The organism is Bartonella sp. AP21QHHD, from assembly GCF_042196205.1.
Taxonomy (GTDB): domain Bacteria; phylum Pseudomonadota; class Alphaproteobacteria; order Rhizobiales; family Rhizobiaceae; genus Bartonella.
Genome location: NZ_JBHIPT010000023.1, coordinates 83,069 through 108,078, shown reverse-complemented (window position 1 = coordinate 108,078; position 25,010 = coordinate 83,069). Strand labels below are relative to the sequence as shown.

The following is a 25,010-nucleotide window of genomic DNA, read 5'->3' as shown; positions in this document are numbered from 1 at the left end:
TTACGTTTAGGAAATATATTCTCTTTCACAAGAATTAAAAATGGCTCCATGAAAAATCATACTTTTTCTTTTCCAAATATTTTAACTTATGCACGAATTGTTGCAGTCCCAATGGTTGTTGCATGCTTTTTTTTAGAAGGGCGACTACAATCAAGTGATATCACTCGCTGGATTGCTGTTTCTATTTTTATCGTTGCATCCATTACTGACTTTCTTGACGGTTACCTTGCTCGTATTTGGGAACAAACATCCAATATTGGTCGCATGTTAGATCCAATCGCCGATAAACTTCTCGTCTCTGCTTGTTTGCTCTTGCTTGCCGCAGACAGTACCATCGCTGGGTGGACTCTATGGGCAGCTATTATCATTCTTTGCAGAGAAATTCTTGTATCAGGATTACGTGAATATTTGGCGGAGTTAAAAGTTAGTGTTCCTGTCTCTCGTCTTGCAAAATGGAAAACTTTTGTACAGATGATCGCTATTGTATTTCTTTTAGCTGGACCAGCCGGTAATAAAATTTTCCCTTACACAGTAGAGTTTGGCATTACTATGCTGTGGATTTCTGCCCTCCTTACATTGTGGACAGGGTGGGATTATTTTCGTGCAGGTTTAAAACACGTTATCCTATGAATAGTATGGAATTTTATAATGATGATTTATCTTTTTGTACTTAAATAAGAGATGAGAATAGCATAAGATTGATTTATTTTTATTAATGATAGATCAATAAAATGCTTTTTTGCACATTACAAATAAGGGGGACGTGTAGATAAAAGCTATTCAAAAAAGAGTAAATAGCCTTTATATTTTCGTAAAAGCAGCTGCAATATTAAAAGCTAAAAAAACGATTAATGCTCCATATGCTTTCAAAAAAATCTATAATCTCATAAGCAAAAAACCGAAATATAGTGTTTCGGATTTTTGCTTCTTATATACGCTTTATTATTATAAACGCTTTATTAACCAACAATTTCTACCTCAGGAAACCAAAAGGCGATTTCTGTTTTTGCCGTTTCAGCACTATCGGATCCATGGACAGAATTTTCGCCAATCGATAAAGCATGAACCTTACGAATTGTCCCTTCTTCTGCATCACTAGGATTCGTAGCCCCCATTACTTCACGGTTTTTAGCTATTGCATTTTCACCTTCCAAAACTTGTACAACGGTTGGACCAGAAGACATGAATTCAACCAATTCACTAAAAAAAGGACGTTCTTTATGAACAGCATAAAATTTTTCAGCCTCACGTTTGCTCATCCAGACACGTTTAGACGCAATAACACGTAGCTCCGCATCCTCAAGCATTTTAGTAATTGCGCCAGTCAAATTACGACGGGTTGCGTCTGGTTTAATCATCGAAAAAGTACGCTCTAAAGCCATTTAACCACCTTTATTTCATTTATAATATTCTCTAGCCATTTCTATAGCGAGCAAGGAACCCTTTGCCAAGTGACTCTGCAAAAATCTACACAAATTCTCAAAAACATAGAATAAATTATAAAGAAAACTTTAATAAAAATACCTGCAATTGCTCATCCCATCATAAAGATACGCTACAGAATCTCAATAAATATTGAATCTTCTTTCATAATCTTAAATGCTTCCTATCAAAATTATCATTGAGATCAATTAAAAAATAACCATATCGTTAGAAACTATAGCGTACACCTATAATTCCCTGAAGGGACTGTTTTGTTTTACGCCCTTTAATATAATGGGCCTCACCATATAACTTTAACTTCTCACTCACTAAACTGCTTAAACCTATTCCTAATTTACCTGCATTCCCTGATAAGTCCGTGGTAAATGAATGCCGTTGATTAATTAACGTTTGATTGTCATCTTTATTCTCACGCAACCATGCTGCTGTAATATACGCAAGCGATGAGGAATCCATGTGAAAACCAAATTCATATCCTAAAGATAAACCAACCTCACTGCGTAATGAAGTGAATGGACGCATGTCACCTGTCATGTCATTCGATAACTTGATTTCTTTACCCTCAACTTGCAACCATGTAAATTGTCCATAAGGCTGCAACCAACTGTTCTTTGACGTCTGAAGTCGATAACCTGCTTCAAAGGAGGCGCCCAGCACCCATTGCCTATAACTTCCTTCAATCCCTAAACCATTCGTTGAAACTGCCTTTAGAGTATTTTGATAATGATTGTATTTTAAAATACCATCGAGATACCATCCACTATGATCCAAATAAGTGACATAAGCGCCAATACCATAAGTATTGATACCACTGATGCCCCCCCGTGCATGCGCAACACGGGCACGATCATAACTGCCAAAACCACCTATATAAAATTCTCCATTTTCCCACTCGCTTAAACCATTGATCCCCAAAACGATACCGGTCTGATCCAGTTTAAAATCTATATGCTCTGTAACAACACTCTCTTTAGATTTAATCGCATAGGTCCATAAAGCCGTATTCTTTTTACTTTTATCTAGAATTCCTCTTCCCGCACGTACGGTTTGCATTTCATTGTGAAAAATCATCGCTGGAGCCACAGACATAGACAATACCGCATCTGTAGAGGGAGTGGTCAAAAAGTGAGAAACTGAAAGTTTCTCACTCAATTGTAGAAAAGGTTGTTCTTTATGAACTGGACGCACAATCATTTGATCGGCTAAAGATTGAGAAGAGGTTGAAACAGCAGTTTGTTGTTTTTCATCAGAAAGAGGATGAGAACTTCCTGAACCTAAGACTTCAATAACATGACTTCCAAGAGAGGAAACAGTTGGAGATACAGAAACACTAGAGACATTCTGTGCCCCTCTTAAATGACGTGGAGGTCGTGGTTTAGCTGGTTGTTTTATAGTAGGTTTACGAGAGCCTGTATTTTTTCCTCTAGAAGGAGCACCTTGATCAGATAATGCAAGAGGAATCTTCGTTTTCTTGTTTACACACTGTGCTTCAGTATTCGAACGTGTCGTACCTCCAGAGGCTCTTCCTAAATACCAAATTGTAGCACTACCACTAGAATCAGCACATCTATCTCTCTTCAGCAATTGATATTGATAGGCCCCACCATCAACAGCTGTAATGTCCTTACCCGAAAGGTCTGCCAGAGTAAAATTAGCGCCTCCATTGTGGCTTCTATCAGTAATTAAATTAATCCCTGTAACCAAACTATTCTTTTGTGAGAGAAGACCTGTAATTTCACGACCAGAATCTGCAACGCTTATTTTGTGATTACCTGCGCCCTCATCAATCGATAAGTAATCACTCGAATCCCCCGTAGCACTAATATTGAATCGAAAATGTAAACTCCCTGAAAGTTTCTCAACATGAAGTGAAATATATCGTGGATCATACGGTATAGAAGTAAAAATAACAGTCCCATTTTGCCCCCCTAAATCTTCAATTTCAATCTGAGGTTTTTCTCCCATATTCCGTTCACCAACCTCAAATATTGTTTCATCCACTCTGTCCTTTATAGGAATTTTTTTCTTAGTCGTATGATTTGTCCTATCACCAGCGAATAAATAAAGTTCTCCGTGATCATTGATCCTTACTTCTCCAAGGACCTCTTGTACACCAACATGGAACCACGATTTAGCAAAGTTGTTAACAGTCAGACCATCCACAAACCCTTCAGGATATACAACTTGAATAGCATGATCTTTCAAATTAGTAGCATAAGATTCTCCTAACGCTAAGACGTGCTGTCTCCCATTCCCAGAGACCTCAGCATACATTGATTTTCCCCCCTCTTTTCTTTGTCCTGCATAAAGATTTTGTTCTCCGTTATCTCCCACTTTCGTATACCAACCCCACGCTCCATCATACACATTCTGCTGTCCAACTGTTCCACCATCCCCAGTAACTGTGGAATTATATGCACTACTTTTTCTCTCCACGCTTGTAAGATCAATATATGGCTCTTCATGAATAAACTGCTGACCTCCCAAAATTTTGGCGTTCATTGCAATTCCAGCCCGTGTAACTATTTGCATCCCTCCTTTTTTAATAGTGGAACCTACAGAACTTTCTCCATTATCAACAAGCTCTACATCACCATCTTTGAGAATAGTATTATTGCGAAAAAAATTAGACATCAGTGCTATTTTTTTTTCTTCCTCTTCTCTATTTACCACATGTGTTGCTCTTGTTAGCACTCTATTCCTACTCTCAACTACACTTGCAGATTGCACAAGATAACTACTGATCATCAATACTGAAAAACTTAATTTGTATTTATACCGCATTATCCACACTCCACTCTCAATTATTTAGAAAAATACCCCGCGGCTACATAGGTAGCTCGTTTTAGATTGTATCATAATGTGTTTTATTTATGTCTAAATACAATTTTTTAGTGTATTTTTTAATTTAAACAACTTTAAGTTGTTTATCTATAAACCACTAAAAAGCTCTAACTTAAGGCAGAAAATTGAATAAAATTCAAAGTGTTTACTTAAATTCAAGGAATAATTTGCATATCTGGAATTATAGATGAAAAAAATGCTCGTGCCCTTTAATGGCGCCCCCCTTCACGTAAAACAAAACGCCATTGGGTTGTACATTCACGCACTTGTTTTAAAGAGACATCTCTCAATGCACTCAAGCCCATTTCGCGACGTCATCCATGAATGGTATACCGGTAAAGCCATTGACCCCCAATCTTTACGCTTATGAAGAAGCGGGCCGGTATCATCATACACTTTGCCATCCCAATGTTGTGATAGCCCTTGACACTAGAGACGATTCATCAGAGACATTTTTACTTCTTTTTTGTATAGTTTTTATACACACCTTCATCCCGCTTGCGATGTGCCAAGCGAATAATTTTGATTGATTCAACATAAACAGATTTGGAATGAGAGAATCCTATGATTTTTGTGACTCTCATTCACCATGCATAGAAATGAATTATTATTATAAATTCAGTATGTTGCCTTTAAAAGAAAGAGTATAAAGACATTTCTACTATTTGAGAAAGTCCTTACACTCTCGAGAAGACATAGCCGAACGTTATCTGTTTAAGTTTGCAAAACAATTACATTTGTAAAGTTAATCAGCCATGCACACATATTTAGAAACTATAGCGTAATCCTAAAATACCTTGAAGAGCATTCTTAATCTTATGTCCTTTTAGATAATGTGCTTCCGCATAAAGTGTTAGTTTATCATTGACCGAACCGTTTAAACCAATTCCCAATTTACCCGCACTGCCTGACAAATCTGTAATAAATTTATACTGGTTATTAATTGTCGTATAATTATTATTTATATTCTCACGCAACCAAGCTGCCATAATGTAAGCTGTTAATGAAGTTTCTGAACTCACAAAAAATTCATGTCCTGCAGTCAATCCAACTTCACTGCGGAATGAAGTTAATGGGCTTAGATCACCTATCATTCCATTGGAAAGTTTTATTCTTTTACCTTCAACCTGCAAACCTGTTAGCTTGATATAAGGCTGCATCCAAGTATTCTGTGCCGGTTCAAAATAACAACCAATCTCAAATGATCCACCTATCGCCCACTGATTGTAATGACTTTGAATGGCTAAACCATTCGTTGATATGGCTTTCAAATTATTTCGGTAATAATTATATTTCAAAACACCATCCATATACCATCCGCGATGATCAAAATAAGTTGCGTAAGTTCCAATGCTATAAGAGCTCAGATCACTATTACCACCTCGTGCATGAGAAATACGTGCTTGATCATAACTACCGAAACCACCAACATACAACTCTCCATGCCTTAATTCACTCAACTGATCAGCACCAAAAACTAAACCTGTTTGCCCAAGCTTAAAGTGTGTATGGCCTGTCGCAACACGTTCTCTGCTCTTAATCCCATAAGTCCATAGTTCGATATCTTTCTTATTTCTGTCCCAAATTTTTCTACCATTCCGTATAATTTGCAACTCATTATTAAAAATAAGTCCAGGAACTACGGACAACGTTAATACTGCATCTGTAGAGGGTGTCGTTGTTGTTTCACCAGGAACAAAAGGATTTTCCGGATCTGGAATAGAGGTTTCTGGTCCACTGAGGCGATCTGCAGATAAAAACCAAACTTTTCCATTTTCATCCTTTCTTTCTTTCAAATCATACATATAAGTTCCACCATCAATGGCGTTAATTTTGTCACCCTTAAGATCTGTCAGTGTAAAATGTGCTCCACCACTTTGATCCATAATTAAATCACGCTTATTTGAAAAAGGATCCGTGATTTCAACTCCAGAATCAGCAACACTTATCGTATGATTCCCAGCACCTTTCTCAACCAAGAGATAATCACCACGGTTATGGGCAATCGTAGTATTGAACGCGAAATGTAAATTTCCTGAAAGATTATTCACATGAAGCTGAGAATAATATGGATCAGAACCTGTAAACGAAAAAATAACACTCCCTTCACCACTTAATTTTTGTATCAAAGAACTTTTTCCATCAAACTCATCAGTAATAGAGTACAGTTTTGTATCTTTTCCATTTAAAATAATATCTTCTACTATGGTATGATGTTGATCATTCCCAGCATAAAGATGGATCTGCCCAGAATGATTTAACTGTGTCTTTCCTTCTAATGTTGCCCCAGCATGCACCCATGATTTTGTTTGATCATTCATTGTTAGATTTTTTACAGATCCATCAGTATATATTTCCTGAATAGCACTCTCATTTAAAATAACTCCAATAGCCTGACCGCCTTTTAAGATACGTTGTTTACCACCGCCAAAAACTTCTGTGTCAAATGCAAAACCACCATTTTTTGCACTTTGAGACTTTTGTCCAACCTCTTGGACACCCCCTTGCATAACTTTCGTATTCCAAACTTTTCCGCCATCATATACTTTTTGTTGGCCTAGTGTTTCATCTTGACCATAAATGATAGTATGAGAAGCACTACTCCCTTTAACCTCTTCTCCAACATCCCCCTCCCCGAAAACAAGTTGCTCACCACCATAAATTTTAGTCCCCTCTACTTTTCCTCCATTTCCAACACTTTGTTGTCCACCTTCTTTAACGACTGCATTTTTCGAAAAGCCTTGTTTTCCCTTTAAAGCCTCAACATTTTCAATTCCGCCATGTTCAATTTTACTATCCTCACTGAGTCCTCCTGCATACACATAAAGCTCTGCACCATTCCTTACTGTGTTATTAATGGATCGCCCTGGGCTATCAATCTCACCATCATTTGAAATGTATGCTTTACCTTCATTATCAAGAATATAATTTTCTAACAGTGCCCCATCTTTAATGGAAATAAGTTCAGGTTTTTTAAGAATTTTAGTATTGTGTTCTTGTACATTATTTTCAACATTTTCACGATGACTGCTGTCAAGCTCCTGTTGACTCACAAACACTCTAGCGCCCTTATCCTCAGTAAAATCGCTAGGCTTTTTTAAAAAGTCTAATTCATTACGCGCCCTTATAATAACATCATTAGATGCTCCAAGTATGCATCTTCCCGTTTTCATATCCTCATTGTATTGATCCTGAAATATTTTGCTATTTTCATAACTTGAAGATTGACAAAAAAGCGGTATCCCCCTCTCATTTGCAGCAGCAGCCTGCACAAAACAGCTGCTCAACATGAGTATCCAACAATGTCGTTTCCATTTATATTGTAGAGCCATATCCTCCCCCCTTTCACGCCTGCATAGACACTGAACGTAATTAGCTCTACAAAACATATTTTCAACCTTAGATTGCAATAATCCTTCTTAAAAATCCCCCTTATCTCATAAAAAACCGTTCTTTATAGTTTTTAAATACTTTTTTGATCAAGAATATAAGGGCGTTTTTATAGTGCTTCTTTAGCATTTTCTCGGAGTTTTCTTATCAAAGATAAAAAGTAATGCATAATCAAGTATATAAGGGTATACAGTTTATCATGAAAAACGAAGCTGCGTACTCTGAAAAATTGTTCTCTGATGCTGCATTAAAAACTTAAAAAAACTAATCATACATTTAAAGATAACTAAAAAATAACCATATCGTTAGAAACGATAGCGTACACCTAAAATACCCTGAAAGGACTGTTTTGTTTTACGCCCTTTAATATAATGGGCCTCACCATATAACTTTAACTTCTCACTCACTAAACTGCTTAAACCTATTCCTAATTTACCTGCATTCCCCGATAAGTCAGTGGTAAATGGATGGCGTTGATTAATTAACGTTTGATTGTCATCTTTATTCTCACGCAACCATGCTGCTGTAATATACGCAAGCGATGAGGAATCCATGTGAGAACCAAATTCATATCCTAAAGATAAGCCAACCTCACTGCGTAATGAAGTGAATGGACACATGTCACCTGTCATGTCATTCGATAACTTGATTTCTTTACCCTCAACTTGTAACCATGTAAATTGTCCATAAGGCTGTAACCAACTGTTCTTTGACGTCTTAAGTCGATAACCAGCTTCAAAGGAAGTTCCCAATGCCCTTTGAGTATATGTTCCTTCAATCCCTAAACCATTCGTTGAAACGGCTTTTAGAGTATTTTGATAATGATTGTATTTTAAAATACCATCGAGATACCATCCACTATGATCAAAATAAGTGACATAAGCACCAATACCATAAGTATTGATTCCACTGTTACCCCCCCGTGCATGCGCAACACGGGCACGATCATAACTGCCAAAACCACCTATATAAAATTCTCCATTTTCCCACTCGCTTAAACCATTGATCCCCAAAACGATACCGGTCTGATCCAGTTTAAAATCTATATGCTCTGTAACAACACTCTCTTTAGATTTAATCGCATAGGTCCATAAAGCCGTATTCTTTTTACTTTTATCTAGAATTCCTCTTCCCGCACGTACGGTTTGCATTTCATTGTGAAAAACCATCGCTGGAGCCACAGACATAGACAATACCGCATCTGTAGAGGGAGTGGTCAAAAAGTGAGAAACTGAAAGTTTCTCACTCAATTGTGGAAAAGGTTGTTCTTTATGAACTGGACGCACAATCATTTGATCGGCTAAAGATTGAGAAGAGGTTGAAACAGCAGTTTGTTGTTTTTCATCAGAAAGAGGATGAGAACTTCCTGAACCTAAGACTTCAATAACATGACTTCCAAGAGAGGAAACAGTTGGAGATACAGAAACCTGAGATTTTTGCCTTAAGTTTTGGCGGTTTTTTCTTCGACGTGGCAATTTAATAGCATGCGCTTGTGGTGCTGCAATAGTTGAAAGAGAAAAAACTGATTGATTTTGATTTAAATGCCGCATAGATCTGCTTCTGTGTGACGCACTATCCATGTAAACTGCAGTCAAATACCAAATTTTTCCCTCTTCATTCTCAATATTTTTGTGTTTTAAGCCATAGGTATAAGTTCCCCCATCAATAATTGGAATTTTTGCACCAGAAAAACTTTGTAGAGTAAAAGATGCGCCACCACTTTGATCAACAATTAAATCAAGTTCTGTTGAAGAAGGATCAACAATTTCAATACCGGAATCTAAAATACTTATTGTGTGAGAACCACGGCCATTTTTGATAAAGAGATAATCACCTTTTTCTTCTGCAAGGCTAACATTAAAGTTAAAATGTAGACTCCCTGCTAGATTATCAATGTAAAGCTGAGAGTAATATAAATCATCTTCAAAAGAGGTAAAAATGACTTTTCCTACACCGCTTAACTGCTGAATGCGTGTACTTTTGTCGTCAAACCCACGAGCAACGGAGTATAATTGAGCGTCTTCTCCATTTAATTCAATGTTTTCTACTATAGTTTGTTGACCATCGTCTCCAGCATCAAGATGGAGCCCACCAAAATCCTGAACTTTTATTTCTCCTCCTAATATTGCACCAGGAGAAATCCATGAATTAGCATTACCTTCAATCGTTAGATTCTTTACAATTCCACCTGCATAGACTTCTTGAACACCACCAGTGCGTAAAATGACTGTATTTGCTTCACCTCCTGCTAAAACACGCTGCACACCCTCTGAAAAGATTTCAGCATTTACAGCTAAACTGCCGGCTTTTTCTGCAAAGTTATCATCATTAGGAAACCACTTAGCAAGAGTTTGTACTCCTCCACTCATCACTTTTGTTCTGACAACCATTCCATCATCATATACATTCTGCTGTCCCAGTGTGTCACCTTGACCATAAATTGTCGTATCATAAGCACTGCTCCCAACAATTCCACCGTCCACATACCCATCTCCAAAAACAAGCTGCTCCCCACCATAAATTTCAGCTCTCAATGCAGAGCCTCCCCCCTCCACTTTTTGTTTTCCACCCTCGTAAATAATCGTAGATTCTGAGACCCCCTGTTCCCCTACAATCTCAGTACCACCATTTTCAATGGTTGTATTTTTACTGAAACCACCAGCTTCAACATAAAGTCTTCCTGATCCCTGAATTGTATTATTAATAGACTTCTTAAGAATACCTTGCTCTCCATCATCAGAGACATAAACTACGTTATCATCACCGAGCAAAGAGCTTTGTAGAATTCCTCCTCCTTCCCCAATGCTGTAATGAATTACATCAGAGATACTAAAATCTTTTGCCGATGTCATATTTTCTTCTTTTTCAGGAAGCTTATCTATAGGCGACTCCACATGAGGTGAAGGAATTACAGGAGCAGAAGTTATTTGTGATGTAGCCAAAGACCAAGTCTTTCCCCCATTATCATCTTTTGTCTTTAAGCCATACATGTAGGCTCCACCATCAATCGTACTCGTCTCTTCACCAGAAAAATCTGTCAGAGTAAAATGCGCATTTCCGCTTTGAACATGAATTAAATCAAGCTCCAAAACTAAATTCTGATCTTGTAGAGGAGAATTGGTAATTTCAACACCAGAATCGATAACGCTTATGGTGTGATTACCTGATCCTTTTTTGATCAGAAGATAATCACCGCGCTGTTCTGCAAAATTAGTATGCAACCTAAAATGTAAACTCCCTGAAAGATCATTGATCTCAAGTTTAGAGTAATGTGGATTAAACACGGTAGAAGTAAAAATAACACGACCATTCCCACTCAGATTCTCAATCAAAGAACTTTCACCATCTATATTAGAGGCAATCGCGTACAATTTTGTATCTCTGCCATTTAAGACAATTTTTTCTACTTCAGTACGAGATTGCTCTGCACCAGCATAAAGATAAATCCGTCCAGAATCATTAACCGTTGTCTTTCCTTCCAATGTTGCGCCACCATGTAACCACGATTGTGCTTGATCCTTAACGGTTAAATCTTTTACATAACCTCCTAAATCTATTGCCTGAAAAGCAGTCCCTTCTAAAAGAACGCCAATCGCGATTCCTCCCGCTAAAACATGTTGCTGTCCACCAGAAAAGACCTTCGTATCAAAGGCAAAACTGCTATAATGGTCTAAATCTTCTTCCACATAAAGATTTTGTACCCCTCCTTCCATGATCTTTGAGCTAAAAACCTCTCCATCATCATACACATTCTGATATCCTCGCACTCCATTCTCACCAGAAACGATAGTGTCATGAGCGCTACTCCTTACCATCTCCCCTTTGATATCAGACTTTCCTGAAACAAACTGCTCACCACCGTAAATTTTAGCCCCTTCAACTTTTCCCCCATCTTTAACCTTTTGTTTTCCCTCTCTCTTAACTGTACTATCCTGTGAAAGACCCTGTGTTCTAACAAGCTCAGTGCCGCCTCTTTGAATTGTTGTATACAAGCTAAAACCACCGTGATAAACGGAGATCTTTCCACCGTCTTTAACTGTATTACTAATCGAAGTTTCTCCAGTGCTTTCAACTTTCTCAACGTTACTATCAAAGCTAGGATCAGCAATCGTAACAATCATCCCCTTTTCAATTGTGCGTTCTGTGAGATCCTTCGATAATGAAGCTATAGCAAATGGTTGCAAGCTAAAATCAGAAAATAAAGAGGTATTTGTCTCATCAAGAGCATAATTCGCATCTAAATACCAAATTTTACCAGCCCCCTTATTGTTTCTATGTTTCAAACTATACCGATAGGTTCCGGCATCAATAGCTTTGATTTTTTCACCAAAAGTGTTTGCCAGAATAAAATGAGCATTTCCGCTGCGATCAGAAATTAATTTAAGCTTTTTGTGGGAAGGGATTGTAATTTCACGCCCAGAATCAGCCACACTTATTGTGTGATAACCTGAACCACTTTCTTTAATGACAAGATAATCACTAAGATGCTTGGCAAAGTTGACATTAAAATCAAAATGTAAAGAACCTGAAAGATCATCAATATTAAGCTTAGAGTAATGCTTATTAGTCCCTAAGTACGTAAAAATAACTCTGCCACTTCCAGTTAAATTCTGGATATTAACGTGAGGTTTTTTGCTGTTATCTTCAGGAGCAATAATGTATAGTTTGCTATCTTCTCCATTTAAATTAAGATTTTCTACTTCCGTAACAGCTTCACCATTTCCAGCATAGAGATAGAGGTTGCCAAAATCATTAACATTTGTATCCTTATCTAATATCGCACCGGCAAAAACCCATGATTGTGCTTGATGATTAATGGTTAGATTATCCACGTATCCAGAATCATATATCTTCTGAGTAGCTCTATCGTATAAAGTAACTTCGCTCGCATTCCCTCCTGCAAAGATATTCTGCATACCATTTTTAAAAAGTTCGGTACTCAGTGCAAAAGCCCCCTCATTAATTGTAAAATCTTCATCTTTTATATCGGCTGTATCAGCATCTTCTGAGAAACCGTTATGAAAATTCTCTTTACCATCAAGATTCTGGACACCACCTTTCATAATCTTTGTGTCAACAGCCATCCCCCCACTATAGACACTTTGTATTCCTAGCATTCCATCTGCAGCATGAATTTCAGTGCCATAAGCACTACTTTCCTTATCTTTACGCGACAAACCATCCCCAAGAAACCCCTTACCAAAAATAATCTGCTCACCGCCATGGATTTGAGCCCCTTCTGCATTTGCACCACTCTCAACAATTTGTTTCCCCCCTTTTTTAACAGCGGCATATTCCGAACTGCTCAAGTTTTGGACAAACTCAATCCCACCATGCTCAATTGTCGTATCCCTGCTAACACTTGCTGCATCAATGTAGAGTTTTCCCCCTTCTCTAACCGTATTATTAATGGAATAAGCTGCATCTTTATAGTTAAAGCTATTTATTTCAGAACCTTCAGAGTCACGGTTAGTAATATAGATCGTAGCACCATCGCTTATTATTGAATTTGTGAGTACTTCAAAGAATAGCTTTTCTAATCTCTTCCTTTCCTCTTCTGAAAGATCACTTCCTTCTACTGTCTGTTTATTCTCTATCTTTTTTGATCCCCCCTTTTTTTCTTTTAGTCCCCTCACTTCTGATAACAACTTTCTTGTCTCTTCTAGGTGTTCACTGATACTTACTGGTGTTAATAACTTTTCTCTTGGTGTAGCTACTCCATATGCACTCGCAATCTTGACAAAAAAACCACTGGCCATTACCGCACAAAAACTTAATTTCAATTTGCGTTGCATTATTTACACTCCATAATTTTAAATTTAAATTCTCCCATTTAGAAAAAAGTGCATAGATCAAAACAACACAACGTAATTGCTCAACCTCATGTCTTTTAAGATAGCAAAGCATTCGATGGATTAAGCTCTGACAGATCAAATATACACCATGTGTTTTTAAATGCATGCACAACTAAAAGATTTAATTTTTTAGATACACTTTAAAAGTGTTATAATTGCATCCATGAAAAATATTTTTAATATTTTGAGACACTAAACACTGATCTACGAATAAGATTGATCCCTTAATAGATAAAAATGGCATTAAACTTTAAAGGAAACAGCAATGTGAATGAGAGCTGCGTTTATGGCCACCTATTGCCATCTTCTACAGCATTTAAAGCAGTGTCTTTATTTTATTCAATATGGATAATATATAGAGCACTTATTCATACCCATCAGTCCATAATCATTGTTCTAATATATAACGAAGTGTCATAATATTGACTCGACACCGATTTGAAATTTCTATAGTTATAGTCAGTTAACTCGTCATTTGATTTGTCATATACTAAAAGGGACATTCTATTCATGTCTATAAACTCAGAAATGAAAGCTACAAGCAACAGAAACTCCCCTCGTCGGATTTTATTTGCAAGCCTTATTGGCCCAACAATTGAATTCTTTGATTTTTATGTCTTTGGCACTGCCGCAGCTCTTATATTTCCTCATGTGTTTTTTCCAACACAAAATGATCAAATTGCTATTTTACAATCTTTCCTAATATTTGGAGCAGCCTTTTTTGCCCGCCCTTTTGGATCAGTTGTTTTTGGACATTTTGGAGATAAGATTGGAAGAAAAGCAACACTTATCGCTTCTCTTCTCACAATGGGTCTTTCAACAGTCATTATTGGTTTTCTTCCTACTTATGAAATAGCTGGGTGGTTTGCCCCTTTCCTCTTAACCTTGTGCCGTATTGGACAGGGAATTGGATTAGGAGGAGAATGGGGAGGAGCTGTTTTGCTCGCTACAGAAAATGCCCCTCCAGAAAAGCGCGGCTGGTATGCAATGTTCCCCCAATTAGGCGTTTCAATAGGTTTGTTTTTATCTATTGCTGTTTATTTGGGTCTGCTGCATTTCCTTGATCGTGAAGAACTTTTAGCCTGGGGATGGCGTATTCCTTTTATTGCTTCAGTTGTTTTTATGATTATAGGATTATGGGTCCGTCTTTCAATCAATGAAACTGTTCAATTCAAAAAAACTCTTGAAAGTAAAAAACATGTCAAAGTTCCTATCATAGATGTCTTTTTAAAATGTCCACGAATCCTATTTCTTGGAATATTTTCTGGTATGGCAACTTTTGTTTTGTTTTACTTGGTTACTACATATTTGTTAAGCTATTCAACAAACCATTTGCAATTGCCATTTCATCAAGCTCTTCAAATCGAAATTGTCGGTGCTATTTTTTGTGGGATTTTTACTGTCATCACGGGAAGACTCGCTGACCGTATTAGACGTAGAACTTTGATGATTTGGATTACAATCATCACCGGTATTTATTCTTTCGCAATTCCTTATTTCTTAAATTCTGGAGTTATAGGAGTCCTTGCAATGTCTGTTATCGGTTTGTCTCTCATGGGAATGATATACAGTCCTCTTGGTGCTGTTTTGGCTTCACCATACCCAACAGCAATTCGATATACCGGTTCTTCTATTACTTTCAATTTATCTGCTATTATAGGAGCATCTCTCGCGCCTTATATTGCAGAATATCTGGTGCAACATTTCGATACATCTTATATCGGTTATTATTTGCTTCTTGCTTCTTTTATTTCACTGATTTGCTTCGTCGGATTTACAGATGATGAAATATCCAACTAAAATATAATAACGAAGAATAAAATAAGGACTGGCGGCAAAAATGCTGCCAGTTTCGTTTTTAAAGATAGGGGTTGAGGTATTTTCCACCACAATATTCCTGCAAACAAGGCACTCAAAAAGAAAAATAAAAAATCTGCAATATTGCTTATATAAGAAACAGCAAACATTTCTGATAAGATATGCGTTGTCCCCAACCATGAAACGCAAAAGAAGGCCAACATCACAGCCCATAAAACAAGCAAAATTCGATCAATGATCATCATTATGGCGTTTCGTTTTTTTAATTATAGTCCATATATTTAACATGCCTAAAAGAAAAATCACAATAAAAACCCAACGCCCTCCCCCTGAGCCTTCCGTAATAAAAAGTGCAGGATTTACTATTCCCAGTAATCCTATAAAAATCAGAACAATAGATACAAGACGCATTAAATCTGTTTTTCCCAGCGACGATCTTCAGTCTGTTGCCAATACGTTAAATTATGATTTTCCATTTTATATTTTTTCCACTGTGCACGAACGAGATTCAACTGCTCTTCACTTCTACCATCAAATATCACGACAAGCCGTTGATAAGCATCAATATCCGAACAAACAGCTCCCTCTATGAGAAAACGAATTTTTGAATCATTCGGATTTTCTTGTCCTGTCGTAAGAAATACAGGCTGAAAGTTTGGATATTGATCACACTCCGTTCCATGTCCAATAAATGATTCATCAGTATAAACCCATAAATGTATATCTATAGAATCGCGTTGTTCTTTACTCACACACTGTATTGTTACTTTACCAAAACGAGCCAATGCACGCTCCACAAGCGTCGGCAAAATATCCTTCAGCGTTGACTGCGTCAAATGATAGAATAAAATATCCAATCTCTTAAGCCTTCATCATTCTTTATAAAAAGCTAACATCTTTTTAAAAAAAATTCTATATCCCTAATACAAAGGAAACGGTTCAAGATATAAACCCTCTTTTTTGATTGAGATGCATTATCTTTTTGCACGTGTCTTTAAAAGACAAAAATTTTTATCTTCAACGTTAATAAAAAAGTTTTTTAAGTTATTTTCTAGATTCTTTGTAGACTATAGTTGAAAATAAAATATAATGTACGGAAAATTTAAAGAGGACCTCATAGGCAATTTTATATTATTTATTTGGTGAAAATATCCAATTCATGAAAGGATATTTTTACAAACTTTATTACATTTTAACCGAAAGCAGTAAGAATATTTGCTATCGAATTAAAAACTGAGGATTTTCCCCAATTTATGCGTACTATTGAGTTCTACATCCTGAAACGTGTCCTTGTTTTGTTTAATTCTGTCATGATTGCAGCAGTGGGCGTTAGTTGGACTATACAAATTCTTGCACGGATAAACTTTCTCACAACAAGTAAACAAACACTCCTCACAGTCTTACAATTTTCACTCTCATTGGTTCCTTCTGTTATTTTTGTTGTCATTCCGTTTGCATTAGTTATCGCAATTACAACCATCCTCTCAGCAATGCATCAAGACTCAGAACTTGCTGTCATCAATGCCTCTGGTTTTCCTAAAAGTACTGTTTGGAAACCTATCCTTCTTCTTGCTATTGTTGCATCCTGTATCTCCTTTTCTATAGCTAATTTTGTTGTTCCTCAAGCGCGTCTTCATATGCGACAAATGCTAGCAAGCGCTCATTTTGATCTTATTAATCTATTCATTAGTGAAGGGAGCTTCCAAAAACTCGCCAATAACCTTTACATAGAAATTGGCGAACGAAATCCAAATGGAACACTTGAACGCCTTTTCATTGCCGACCAGCGTGATCCTAAGACTGATCTTTTTTATTATGCAACAGACGCATCCATTGTGAATAATAAAAACGGCAGTTTTCTGGTTCTCAATAACGGTGAAATAGAAAGAGTCAATCATCAAAATAACAGTGTTTCAATCGTGCAATTTAGCTCATATACTTTTAGCCTAGGAGAGTTTATCCCCAGTGATAAAACACCTACTCTTTATCCAAAAGATCGGTCTCTTTCTTATTTACAAAACCCTGACCCAAAAGATCCCTACTATCAACGAAAACCACTCCAATATAAAGCTGAATTTCACCGCAGATTAACACAATGGCTCTACCCTATTGTTTTTTCACTTATTGCATTAGCAGCGGCAGGGGATGTACGCTCCCATCGACAAGCTCGTCATTCCGCAAACCTCTCGGCAATTGCCCTTTCTTTTCTGGTGTATTGGATAGGATATTTTTTCGCAGAAAAATCAAAAAGCGATCTTGCATACGTTCCTCTCCTTTATATTATACCTATAGGAACAAGTGCATTTGTCTTTTTTATGCTTTTAACGAATCATAAAATTGGGCTTCCCACAAAAGTTAATGAGATACTTCAAATCGCTTTTCAAAAAATAATGAACAAATTTGAACATCGAAAATCTCAAGATTCCTCGGATAAAATATCATGATTGGGTGGACACTTGGACGATATTTTTTTATACGTTATCTTAAAATAACTTGTTATTTCTTGGGAAGCATTTTTGTTCTTGCTCTTTTAATCGATTTCACAGAGAATTCCGGTAGGCTATCTTCCCTTCCGCATTATACAGCAAAAGATGCATTTTTCCTCTCTGTTTTACGCATCCCTTTTATCATGCAACAACTTATCCCTTTCATTGCACTCTTTTCTGCAATAGCAACGCTTATCTCGCTCAACAAAAAACTTGAACTTGTGGTGACTCGTTCAATCGGTATTTCTGCATGGCAATTTCTTATGCCAGCTTGTTTTGGAGCTTTTCTTTTAGGATTATTTTCAATTCTTCTCATTAATCCACTTGCTGCATGGGGATTTTCTCAAGCAGAAAAAAAGATGACTGAATGGCGCAATCACAATGTACTAACACCTCTTCACAATACAAGTATCCACTGGTTAACACAACGTACAAATTTAGGCAGAACAACCATTGGTGCTAAATCTATCACCGATCAAGGACTTTCTCTTCTCGATGCAACCTTTGTACAATACAATGACAATGCAACCGTTAAAAATTGGATTAACGCCCCAAAAGCAACCTTGACTAATGGATTTTGGCAATTAACAAATGGAACAATCTATAAAATAGGGCATCCTCCTGAAAAATTTACCGTGTTGCAAATAAAAACCAATCTAAAACCTGAATTTTTAACGGAACGTTTAGTGAATCCCGCAACTATTCCATTTTACCAATTGCCAAAAAAAATTATGATTGCACGTTCATTTGGCTATTCTGCTAATAATTTTGATATGTATTTCCAATCTTTGATTGCATTACCGGCATTGCTTGTGGCAATGACCCTCATTGCAGCAACTGTATCTTTAAATTTTACACGTTTTGGGCAATCTAGAATGTTGATTCTTGGTGGCGTAATAGCTGGGTTTATGCTTTATGTTATTTCCGTACTTGTTCAAGCTTTTGGTAATGCTGGATATATTCCACCAATTATTGCAGCTTGGACACCCGTTGTTATTGCGTTATTCTTAGGAATCTCTTTTTTACTTCATAAAGAGGATGGCTAAGTGAAAGCATTAACACTTAAAAAAACTATTTTAACAAAATTAAGTGCTCTCGCTTTTAAAAGTGTTGTGGGGGTTATTTTAGGAGGTGCTTTATCTTATTGTGCGCACGCTCAAAGCCTTCAATCTCCTTCTCAAAGTCGCATTCAAAATCCGGAACCTCCTCTTTTGCTCTCTGCGGATGAACTCATCTACAATCGTGATGAAAACACTGTTTCTGCACACGGTAATGTCCAAATCGAATATGATGGCAATAAAGTTGTCGCTCAAAAAATTATTTACAATCAAAAAACAGGACGGCTTATAGCACAAGGGAACGTTGAAATTACTCAAAAGGATGGTAATAAAATTTATTCCAACCAAATTGATATGACCAAAGATCTTGGCGAGGGTTTTGTAAACGCCTTACGTATTGATACAGCCAACAATGTTCACTTTTCAGCCCAAAATGCTACACGCAAACACAATCACATAACAGTCTTTGAAAATGCAACCTATACAGCCTGTGAACCTTGCTCTTATAAACCAGATCGAGACGTCCTATGGAAAATTAAAGCAAGAAAGATCATATGGAATAATAGCGTCAAAAAAATTCGGTTTGAAAATAGCAGTTTTGAAGTTTTTGGTGTACCGATTATAAAATTTCCAAATTTTGAGATCTATGATCCAACTGTCAGGCGTGCTAGCGGTCTGCTTACTCCTCATTTTTTTTATACTGATTATCTCGGTATGGGGATAAAGAATTCTTATTTCTGGAATCTCGCCCCCCATTATGATTTTACCCTTTCTTCTACGGTTTATACCCAACAAGGGCTTTTAACCGAAGGGGAATGGCGTCAGCGTTTAAAAACGGGCCGTTATAACATTCGCTTTGCTCATATATATCAAATGAAACCGCATAGATTTGATAATGATACGATTGATGCCCAACATAAAAACCGTTATATGCTGGCGACAAAGGGGGATTTTCGTATTAACTCACACTGGACTTATGGATGGGATATTCTTGCACAATCGGATCGGTATTTTAGTCGTGCCTATAAACTTGAAAACTATAACAATCCTACACAACTTTCTCAGATCTATTTGAATGGTCTTGCAGGAAAAAATTATTTTGATATGCGTTTTTATCATTTTAAAGTTCAAGATTCAATACTGAATGATCCTCATTATGAACGTCACTCTCGACAAGCGTGGGTCTTACCACGCATCGATTATTTTTTCACACCAGATGAACCCATTTATAATGGAGAGCTTACCTTCCATAGTAATATGCAATCAGTTTATCGTCGCCATGCTGACTTCAGTTCACCCGACCAGAACGGAAACCCTCTCAACACAGTAAAACTTTCTGGTATGGCTGGAAATAGTTTGCGTTTAACAAACGAGCTTCAGTGGAAAAAGCGCTTCAACACGCACAACGGACTCATCTTAACCCCTCTTCTCTCTCTACGAGCTGATATCATTACAACCAATGCAAGCGAAAATCACACAGATTCTATAGAAAACAATGCCTTATCCGCAATTCATGGTTCAGCAATTCGTGGCATGGCAACAGCAGGGTTGGAACTACGTTATCCCTTCCTCATTACAGCTAATCATTCTACACATATTATAGAACCAACTGCACAAATTTTTATACGCAATAATGAACAATATATTGGACAAATTCCTAATGAAGATGCTCAAAGCTTTGTCTTTGATGCAACCACTCTCTTTCAACGAGACAAATTTTCTGGTTATGATCGTGTAGAAGGTGGTACAAGAGCCAATATAGGTATAAGATATTCTGGAAGCCTTAATGATAATTGGTCTCTTTATGGTCTCATTGGACAATCCTTCCATCTAGCAGGAAAGAATTCTTTTGCAGAAAAGGACTTTATCAATGTCGGTACTCATTCTAGCTTAGAGGCAAAACGTTCAGACTATGTTGCAATGTTTGGTACAACCCATAAAAGTGGTTTTTCCTTAGAAACGCGTGGACGCTTTGACAAAAAAACAGGAAAAATCCGCCGTAGTGAAATCGAAGCATCACAAAAATGGCAAAATTTTTGGGCGGCTCTACAATATGCCTATATCGCAAAGCAACCAGACTATGAATATTCTCAAGAGCGCCAAGAAATTTCTTTTCAAACAGGACTTAAATTAGCAGATTATTGGTCCATTAATAGCAACGCCGGTTATGATTTAGTATCTGGTACATTTATAAAGCGAGGAATTAGCTTGAGTTATATGGATGAATGTTTCGGGTTAACATTCGGTTATCAACAGGTAACGAATCCAGGCAGGAAAGCACCCTTGCAAAACTTTAATTTCTCTCTTTCATTGCGTACGATTGCAGATATCGGAAAAAAGATAGATTAATTTATAAAGGGAATGTATCAGTCATTTAACTTATCATTGTTTTTATGAAAGAAAGCGTGTATTTTAAGTTGTTGATGAGAATTAATAAACAATGCGAAAGCCTATTTACATGAATAAATTGAAAAAGCGTTTTCTTGCTTTATTTTATATTGCATCTTTGAGCGTAAGTAGCCTGCTAATAAATGGATTTTTGATTCCGACAGTCTTTGCGCAGACTTCTATTGTTGTTACAGTTAATGGCAACCCCATCACAAATTATGATATACAAAGACGCCTTGCTTTTCTCAGGCTACAACAAAAGCAAGGCAATTTGGTGGCACAGGCTAAAAAAGAGCTTATTGATGAAAAGCTAAAAAATATTGAAATAAAACGTCGTAATATTGAAGTAAGCAATGATGAAGTTGATAGAGCTTTTGAGAATTTTGCGACACAAAATAATATGACGATTGATCAGCTCAACCAGATTCTGATCCAAACTGAGATCACAGTGCAACACTTTAAAGATTACATCCGTGGACAAATAGGATGGGGGCGTCTTGTTAGCGCACGCTATCAAGCTGAAACAGGTATGATTAGCGAACAAGAAGCTGTACGCAGAATATTAAAAAATGGTGGTGTAAAACCTTCAACCAACGAATATACATTACAGCGAATTGTTTTTGTCATTCCTGCACATCGTCGTTCAGAGATCTTTGAAAGACGTCAAAGAGAAGCAAGTAATTTTCGCGCACATTTCCGTGGATGTGCCAATGCTCACAATCAAGCAAGAGGTATTTTAGACGTTACTATCCGCCACTTAGGAAAGTTTCTGGAGCCACAACTTCCTAATGCATGGGAACAAGCTATTCTTGAAACGCCTGCTGGAAAAATGACAAAATTACAAGAAACATCTGATGGAATCGAAGCAATTGCTGTCTGCAAAATAAAAAGAGTTTCTGATGATTATGTCGCTCGACTGATATTTTCTCTTCAAGATAGTAAAAAAAGAAGCCCGCAAAAACTTGAAGAATTAAGCGACAAATATTTAGGAGAACTGCGCCGAGTGGCACGCATTCAAAATTCATAATGGCTGCTCTTATTGTTAGCGGTGGTGATCCTGCCGGAATTGGTCCTGAAATAGTACTAAAAGCGTGGAATTTGCGTGTTACGCGCCAAATTCCACCTTTTGTACTTCTTGCTGATCCAGATGTTATTCGTTCGCGCGCTCGTTTTTTACAGATTGATGTTGAGGTGCAATCTGTTTTAATCAATAATCCTGCAAAAAATTTTCAAAGCGCTCTTCCTATCATACCGTTAAAAAACAAACAAAGTGATCAATTAGGTATACCTTCATCGAAAAATACAGCTGGAATTATTGAAGCAATTAAACGCTGTGTTCAATTGATTCAAAATGGCCATGCATGTGCACTTATCACTTGTCCTATTGCAAAAAAGAGTCTTTATGATGCCGGTTTTCAATTTCCAGGTCATACAGAATTTTTAGCCGATTTGGCCCATAAAGCTTTTCATAAATACTATCATCCAGTTATGATGTTAGCAGGACCTCGATTAAAAACAGTACCAATAACTGTTCATATTCCATTTAAAAATGTTCCTTCACAGCTTACCCGTGATTTAATTATTCAAACGGTACTTATTACTGAATGTGACTTAAAAACACGGTTTAAAATAACGTCACCCCGACTAGCTGTTGCTGGTCTTAATCCTCATGCTGGAGAAGGAGGTGCAATGGGCAAAGAAGAGATTGAAGTTATCACTCCTGCTATTGAATATCTTAAAAAGAAAGGACTCAATATTGCAGGCCCGCTACCTGCCGACACAATGTTCCATGAATGTGCAAGAAAGGCATATGACGTTGCCATTTGTATGTATCATGATCAAGCCCTTATCCCTGTTAAGACATTAGACTTTGACAGCACTGTTAATGTCACGTTAGGTCTACCTTTTATTCGCACGTCTCCAGATCACGGAACTGCTTTTGACATTGCTGATAAAGGGATAGCCTCTCCCGAAAGCTTTATTGCTGCTCTTAAACTTGCAAATCAACTTGCAAAAAATAGTTTAAACCCATGCCAATAGATAATCTCCCTCCTCTGCGTGAGGTCATTGATATATATGGATTACAAGCGCATAAATCTTTGGGGCAGAATTTTCTTTTTGATCTTAATTTAACATCTAAAATTGCTCATCAAGCAGGCAATATAGAAGGAAAACCTGTTCTTGAAATTGGTCCTGGTCCTGGAGGTCTCACACGTGCCTTGCTAGCAAAGGGTGCCATTGTAACAGCAATAGAACGCGATGAGCGCTGCATACCGGCTCTCTTAGAAATAGAAAAACACTATCCTAAAAAATTAAAAGTTATTTGTAATGATGCACTAAAGCAAGACTTCTCAAAACTCTTTGAAACAAGCCCAGAAAAACCTCGTATTATTGCAAATCTTCCCTATAATATTGGGACAAAACTCTTATTAAATTGGCTTTTGACTGAACCATGGCCTCCTTTTTATGAATCAATGACATTGATGTTTCAACGTGAAGTTGCCAAACGGATTACAGCTAAACCTCAATCTACTCATTATGGACGTCTTAGTGTCTTAACTGGCTGGCGTACCACTGCTAAAATTGCTTTTGATGTCCCCCCTCAAGCCTTCATACCAATACCTAAAGTAACGTCTTCCGTTGTTCATATTATTCCGCGAATACAACCTCTTTCCTGCTCTGCACAAAAACTAAGCCTCGTCACAAAAACCGCCTTTGGGCAAAGACGAAAAATGCTTCGTCAAAATCTCAAAATACTTGGAGGTGAAGTGCTCTTAGAAAAAGCTGGAATTGACGGAACGCGCCGTGCTGAAACGCTCTCGGTTTCTGAATTTGTAATTTTAGCGCATCTAGTGCTCTAAAAAATGCACTTTGTGTTATAAAACCTTTTTTAATCACAACATTTATCGATTTTTTCAGCAATAAGCCCATCAACAAAAGATCCAAGATAAGAACAACGCTCACGTTTTACGGTTTCAGCTAAATAAATTGATTTAATAAAAGATAAAGACTGATCTAAATCTTCGTTAATCACAACATAATCATAAGAACGCCAATGCTTTAACTCCGTTCGTGCATTTTCTAATCGCAAATTGATGATATCTTGACTATCTTCTGCTCGACGATGTAAACGCGAAACAAGCTCTTTCATTGATGGTGGAAGGATAAAAACAGATACAGTATCTCCTAGCATCTTTTTTTGTAGCTGCTCGGTACCTTGATAATCAATATCAAATAACATATCATGGCCAGCATTCAATGCGTTTTCAACAGTTTCACGTAAAGTGCCGTAATAATTTCCGTGAACTTCTGCCCATTCAATAAATTCATTTCTATCACGCTTATATTCAAACTCTTCCTTTGAAATAAAGTTATAATGCAGCCCATCTACTTCACTAGGACGCCTTTTCCTTGTGGTCATACTTACGGAAAGCTCTAATTGTCCCTCTTTTAGAAGTAATCGAGAAATTGTTGATTTTCCAGCACCTGAAGGCGAAGAGAGAATAAATAAAAAACCGCGGCGTTTATTCATTTTTATAGTACTCAATTTACTTTCAAAGACTGTCATTACATCACTCTACTTTGTTCATAAATGTTTCTCCAAAATTTGAATTATACATTATCTCAACCTATCCCCTAATCAATGTGTTTTCTTAGAAATTCTCAATGTTATTCTGCTCTTTTTTGAGATAAGGTATTAGCAGTATATTCACGTCTTTCTTAAATAT

16 protein-coding genes and 1 pseudogene are annotated in these 25,010 nt (G+C 37.0%); 8 read left to right on the top strand and 9 right to left on the bottom strand.

Features of this window, described 5'->3' with window-relative positions; translation table 11 throughout:
* Positions 1-48 precede the first annotated feature (48 nt).
* Positions 49-630 (top strand): CDP-diacylglycerol--glycerol-3-phosphate 3-phosphatidyltransferase, encoded by a 582-nt coding sequence (gene pgsA, locus ACFIMC_RS02230; RefSeq protein ID WP_273723320.1) that lies wholly within the window; start codon positions 49-51, stop codon positions 628-630.
* A 329-nt stretch (positions 631-959) separates the two neighbouring features.
* Here pgsA and ndk read toward each other — a convergent pair whose 3' ends face one another.
* The 5 genes and pseudogenes from ndk to bafA (ACFIMC_RS02205) form a co-directional block, all read right to left on the bottom strand.
* On the bottom strand, positions 960-1,382 hold the full coding sequence (ndk, locus tag ACFIMC_RS02225; RefSeq protein WP_375612918.1) for a nucleoside-diphosphate kinase: 423 nt from the start codon (positions 1,380-1,382) through the stop codon (positions 960-962).
* A gap of 268 nt (positions 1,383-1,650) precedes the next feature.
* On the bottom strand, positions 1,651-4,227 hold the full coding sequence (bafA, locus tag ACFIMC_RS02220; RefSeq protein ID WP_375680712.1) for a BafA family autotransporter: 2,577 nt from the start codon (positions 4,225-4,227) through the stop codon (positions 1,651-1,653).
* Between the two features lie 281 nt (positions 4,228-4,508).
* A pseudogene (locus ACFIMC_RS02215) lies at positions 4,509-4,740 on the bottom strand (integrase); the annotation flags it as partial.
* A gap of 314 nt (positions 4,741-5,054) precedes the next feature.
* Positions 5,055-7,619 carry a BafA family autotransporter gene (gene bafA / locus ACFIMC_RS02210; protein WP_375632648.1) on the bottom strand — a complete coding sequence of 855 codons (2,565 nt, stop codon included), beginning with the start codon at positions 7,617-7,619 and terminating at the stop codon, positions 5,055-5,057.
* A gap of 363 nt (positions 7,620-7,982) precedes the next feature.
* A complete protein-coding gene (bafA, locus tag ACFIMC_RS02205) occupies positions 7,983-13,472 on the bottom strand; it encodes a BafA family autotransporter (RefSeq protein ID WP_375680711.1) in 5,490 nt (1,829 codons plus the stop codon).
* 570 nt (positions 13,473-14,042) lie between these two features.
* On the opposite strand from bafA (ACFIMC_RS02205), the gene ACFIMC_RS02200 reads away from it, so the two are divergent.
* Positions 14,043-15,332, top strand: a complete 1,290-nt coding sequence (locus ACFIMC_RS02200; protein WP_375620745.1) for an MFS transporter — start codon at positions 14,043-14,045, stop codon at positions 15,330-15,332.
* On the opposite strand, the gene ACFIMC_RS02195 is transcribed toward ACFIMC_RS02200, so the two are convergent.
* The 3 genes from ACFIMC_RS02195 to ACFIMC_RS02185 are packed head-to-tail and all read right to left on the bottom strand — an operon-like array spanning position 15,329 to position 16,207.
* Positions 15,329-15,592, bottom strand: a complete 264-nt coding sequence (locus ACFIMC_RS02195) for a hypothetical protein (RefSeq protein ID WP_375629333.1) — start codon at positions 15,590-15,592, stop codon at positions 15,329-15,331. The genes ACFIMC_RS02200 and ACFIMC_RS02195 overlap by 4 nt on opposite strands.
* Complete coding sequence (locus ACFIMC_RS02190; protein WP_375629223.1) at positions 15,582-15,761, bottom strand: hypothetical protein; 180 nt, start codon at positions 15,759-15,761, stop codon at positions 15,582-15,584. The genes ACFIMC_RS02195 and ACFIMC_RS02190 overlap by 11 nt, the downstream gene beginning before the upstream one ends.
* A complete protein-coding gene (locus ACFIMC_RS02185) occupies positions 15,761-16,207 on the bottom strand; it encodes a DNA polymerase III subunit chi (RefSeq protein WP_375629226.1) in 447 nt (148 codons plus the stop codon). The genes ACFIMC_RS02190 and ACFIMC_RS02185 overlap by 1 nt, the downstream gene beginning before the upstream one ends.
* 396 nt (positions 16,208-16,603) lie before the next feature.
* Between ACFIMC_RS02185 and lptF the strand changes: the two genes are divergently transcribed.
* From lptF to rsmA, 6 genes are all read left to right on the top strand, one after another.
* Positions 16,604-17,794 (top strand): LPS export ABC transporter permease LptF, encoded by a 1,191-nt coding sequence (gene lptF / locus ACFIMC_RS02180; RefSeq protein WP_375671817.1) that lies wholly within the window; start codon positions 16,604-16,606, stop codon positions 17,792-17,794.
* Entirely contained in the window at positions 17,791-18,882 is a 1,092-nt protein-coding gene (gene lptG, locus ACFIMC_RS02175) for an LPS export ABC transporter permease LptG (RefSeq protein ID WP_375671818.1), read from the top strand. The genes lptF and lptG overlap by 4 nt, the downstream gene beginning before the upstream one ends.
* Positions 18,883-21,243 (top strand): LPS-assembly protein LptD, encoded by a 2,361-nt coding sequence (locus ACFIMC_RS02170; protein WP_375680710.1) that lies wholly within the window; start codon positions 18,883-18,885, stop codon positions 21,241-21,243.
* A 109-nt stretch (positions 21,244-21,352) separates the two neighbouring features.
* A complete protein-coding gene (locus ACFIMC_RS02165) occupies positions 21,353-22,309 on the top strand; it encodes a SurA N-terminal domain-containing protein (RefSeq protein ID WP_375620739.1) in 957 nt (318 codons plus the stop codon).
* Complete coding sequence (gene pdxA / locus ACFIMC_RS02160) at positions 22,309-23,322, top strand: 4-hydroxythreonine-4-phosphate dehydrogenase PdxA (RefSeq protein ID WP_375671820.1); 1,014 nt, start codon at positions 22,309-22,311, stop codon at positions 23,320-23,322. The genes ACFIMC_RS02165 and pdxA overlap by 1 nt, the downstream gene beginning before the upstream one ends.
* Complete coding sequence (gene rsmA, locus ACFIMC_RS02155) at positions 23,313-24,143, top strand: 16S rRNA (adenine(1518)-N(6)/adenine(1519)-N(6))-dimethyltransferase RsmA (protein WP_375671821.1); 831 nt, start codon at positions 23,313-23,315, stop codon at positions 24,141-24,143. The genes pdxA and rsmA overlap by 10 nt, the downstream gene beginning before the upstream one ends.
* 29 nt (positions 24,144-24,172) lie before the next feature.
* Here the strand turns inward: rsmA and gmk are convergent, their stop codons facing one another.
* The gene (gene gmk, locus ACFIMC_RS02150) at positions 24,173-24,850 is read right to left on the bottom strand and encodes a guanylate kinase (protein ID WP_375634333.1); all 678 of its coding nucleotides are present in this window, start codon (positions 24,848-24,850) and stop codon (positions 24,173-24,175) included.
* Positions 24,851-25,010 lie beyond the last annotated feature (160 nt).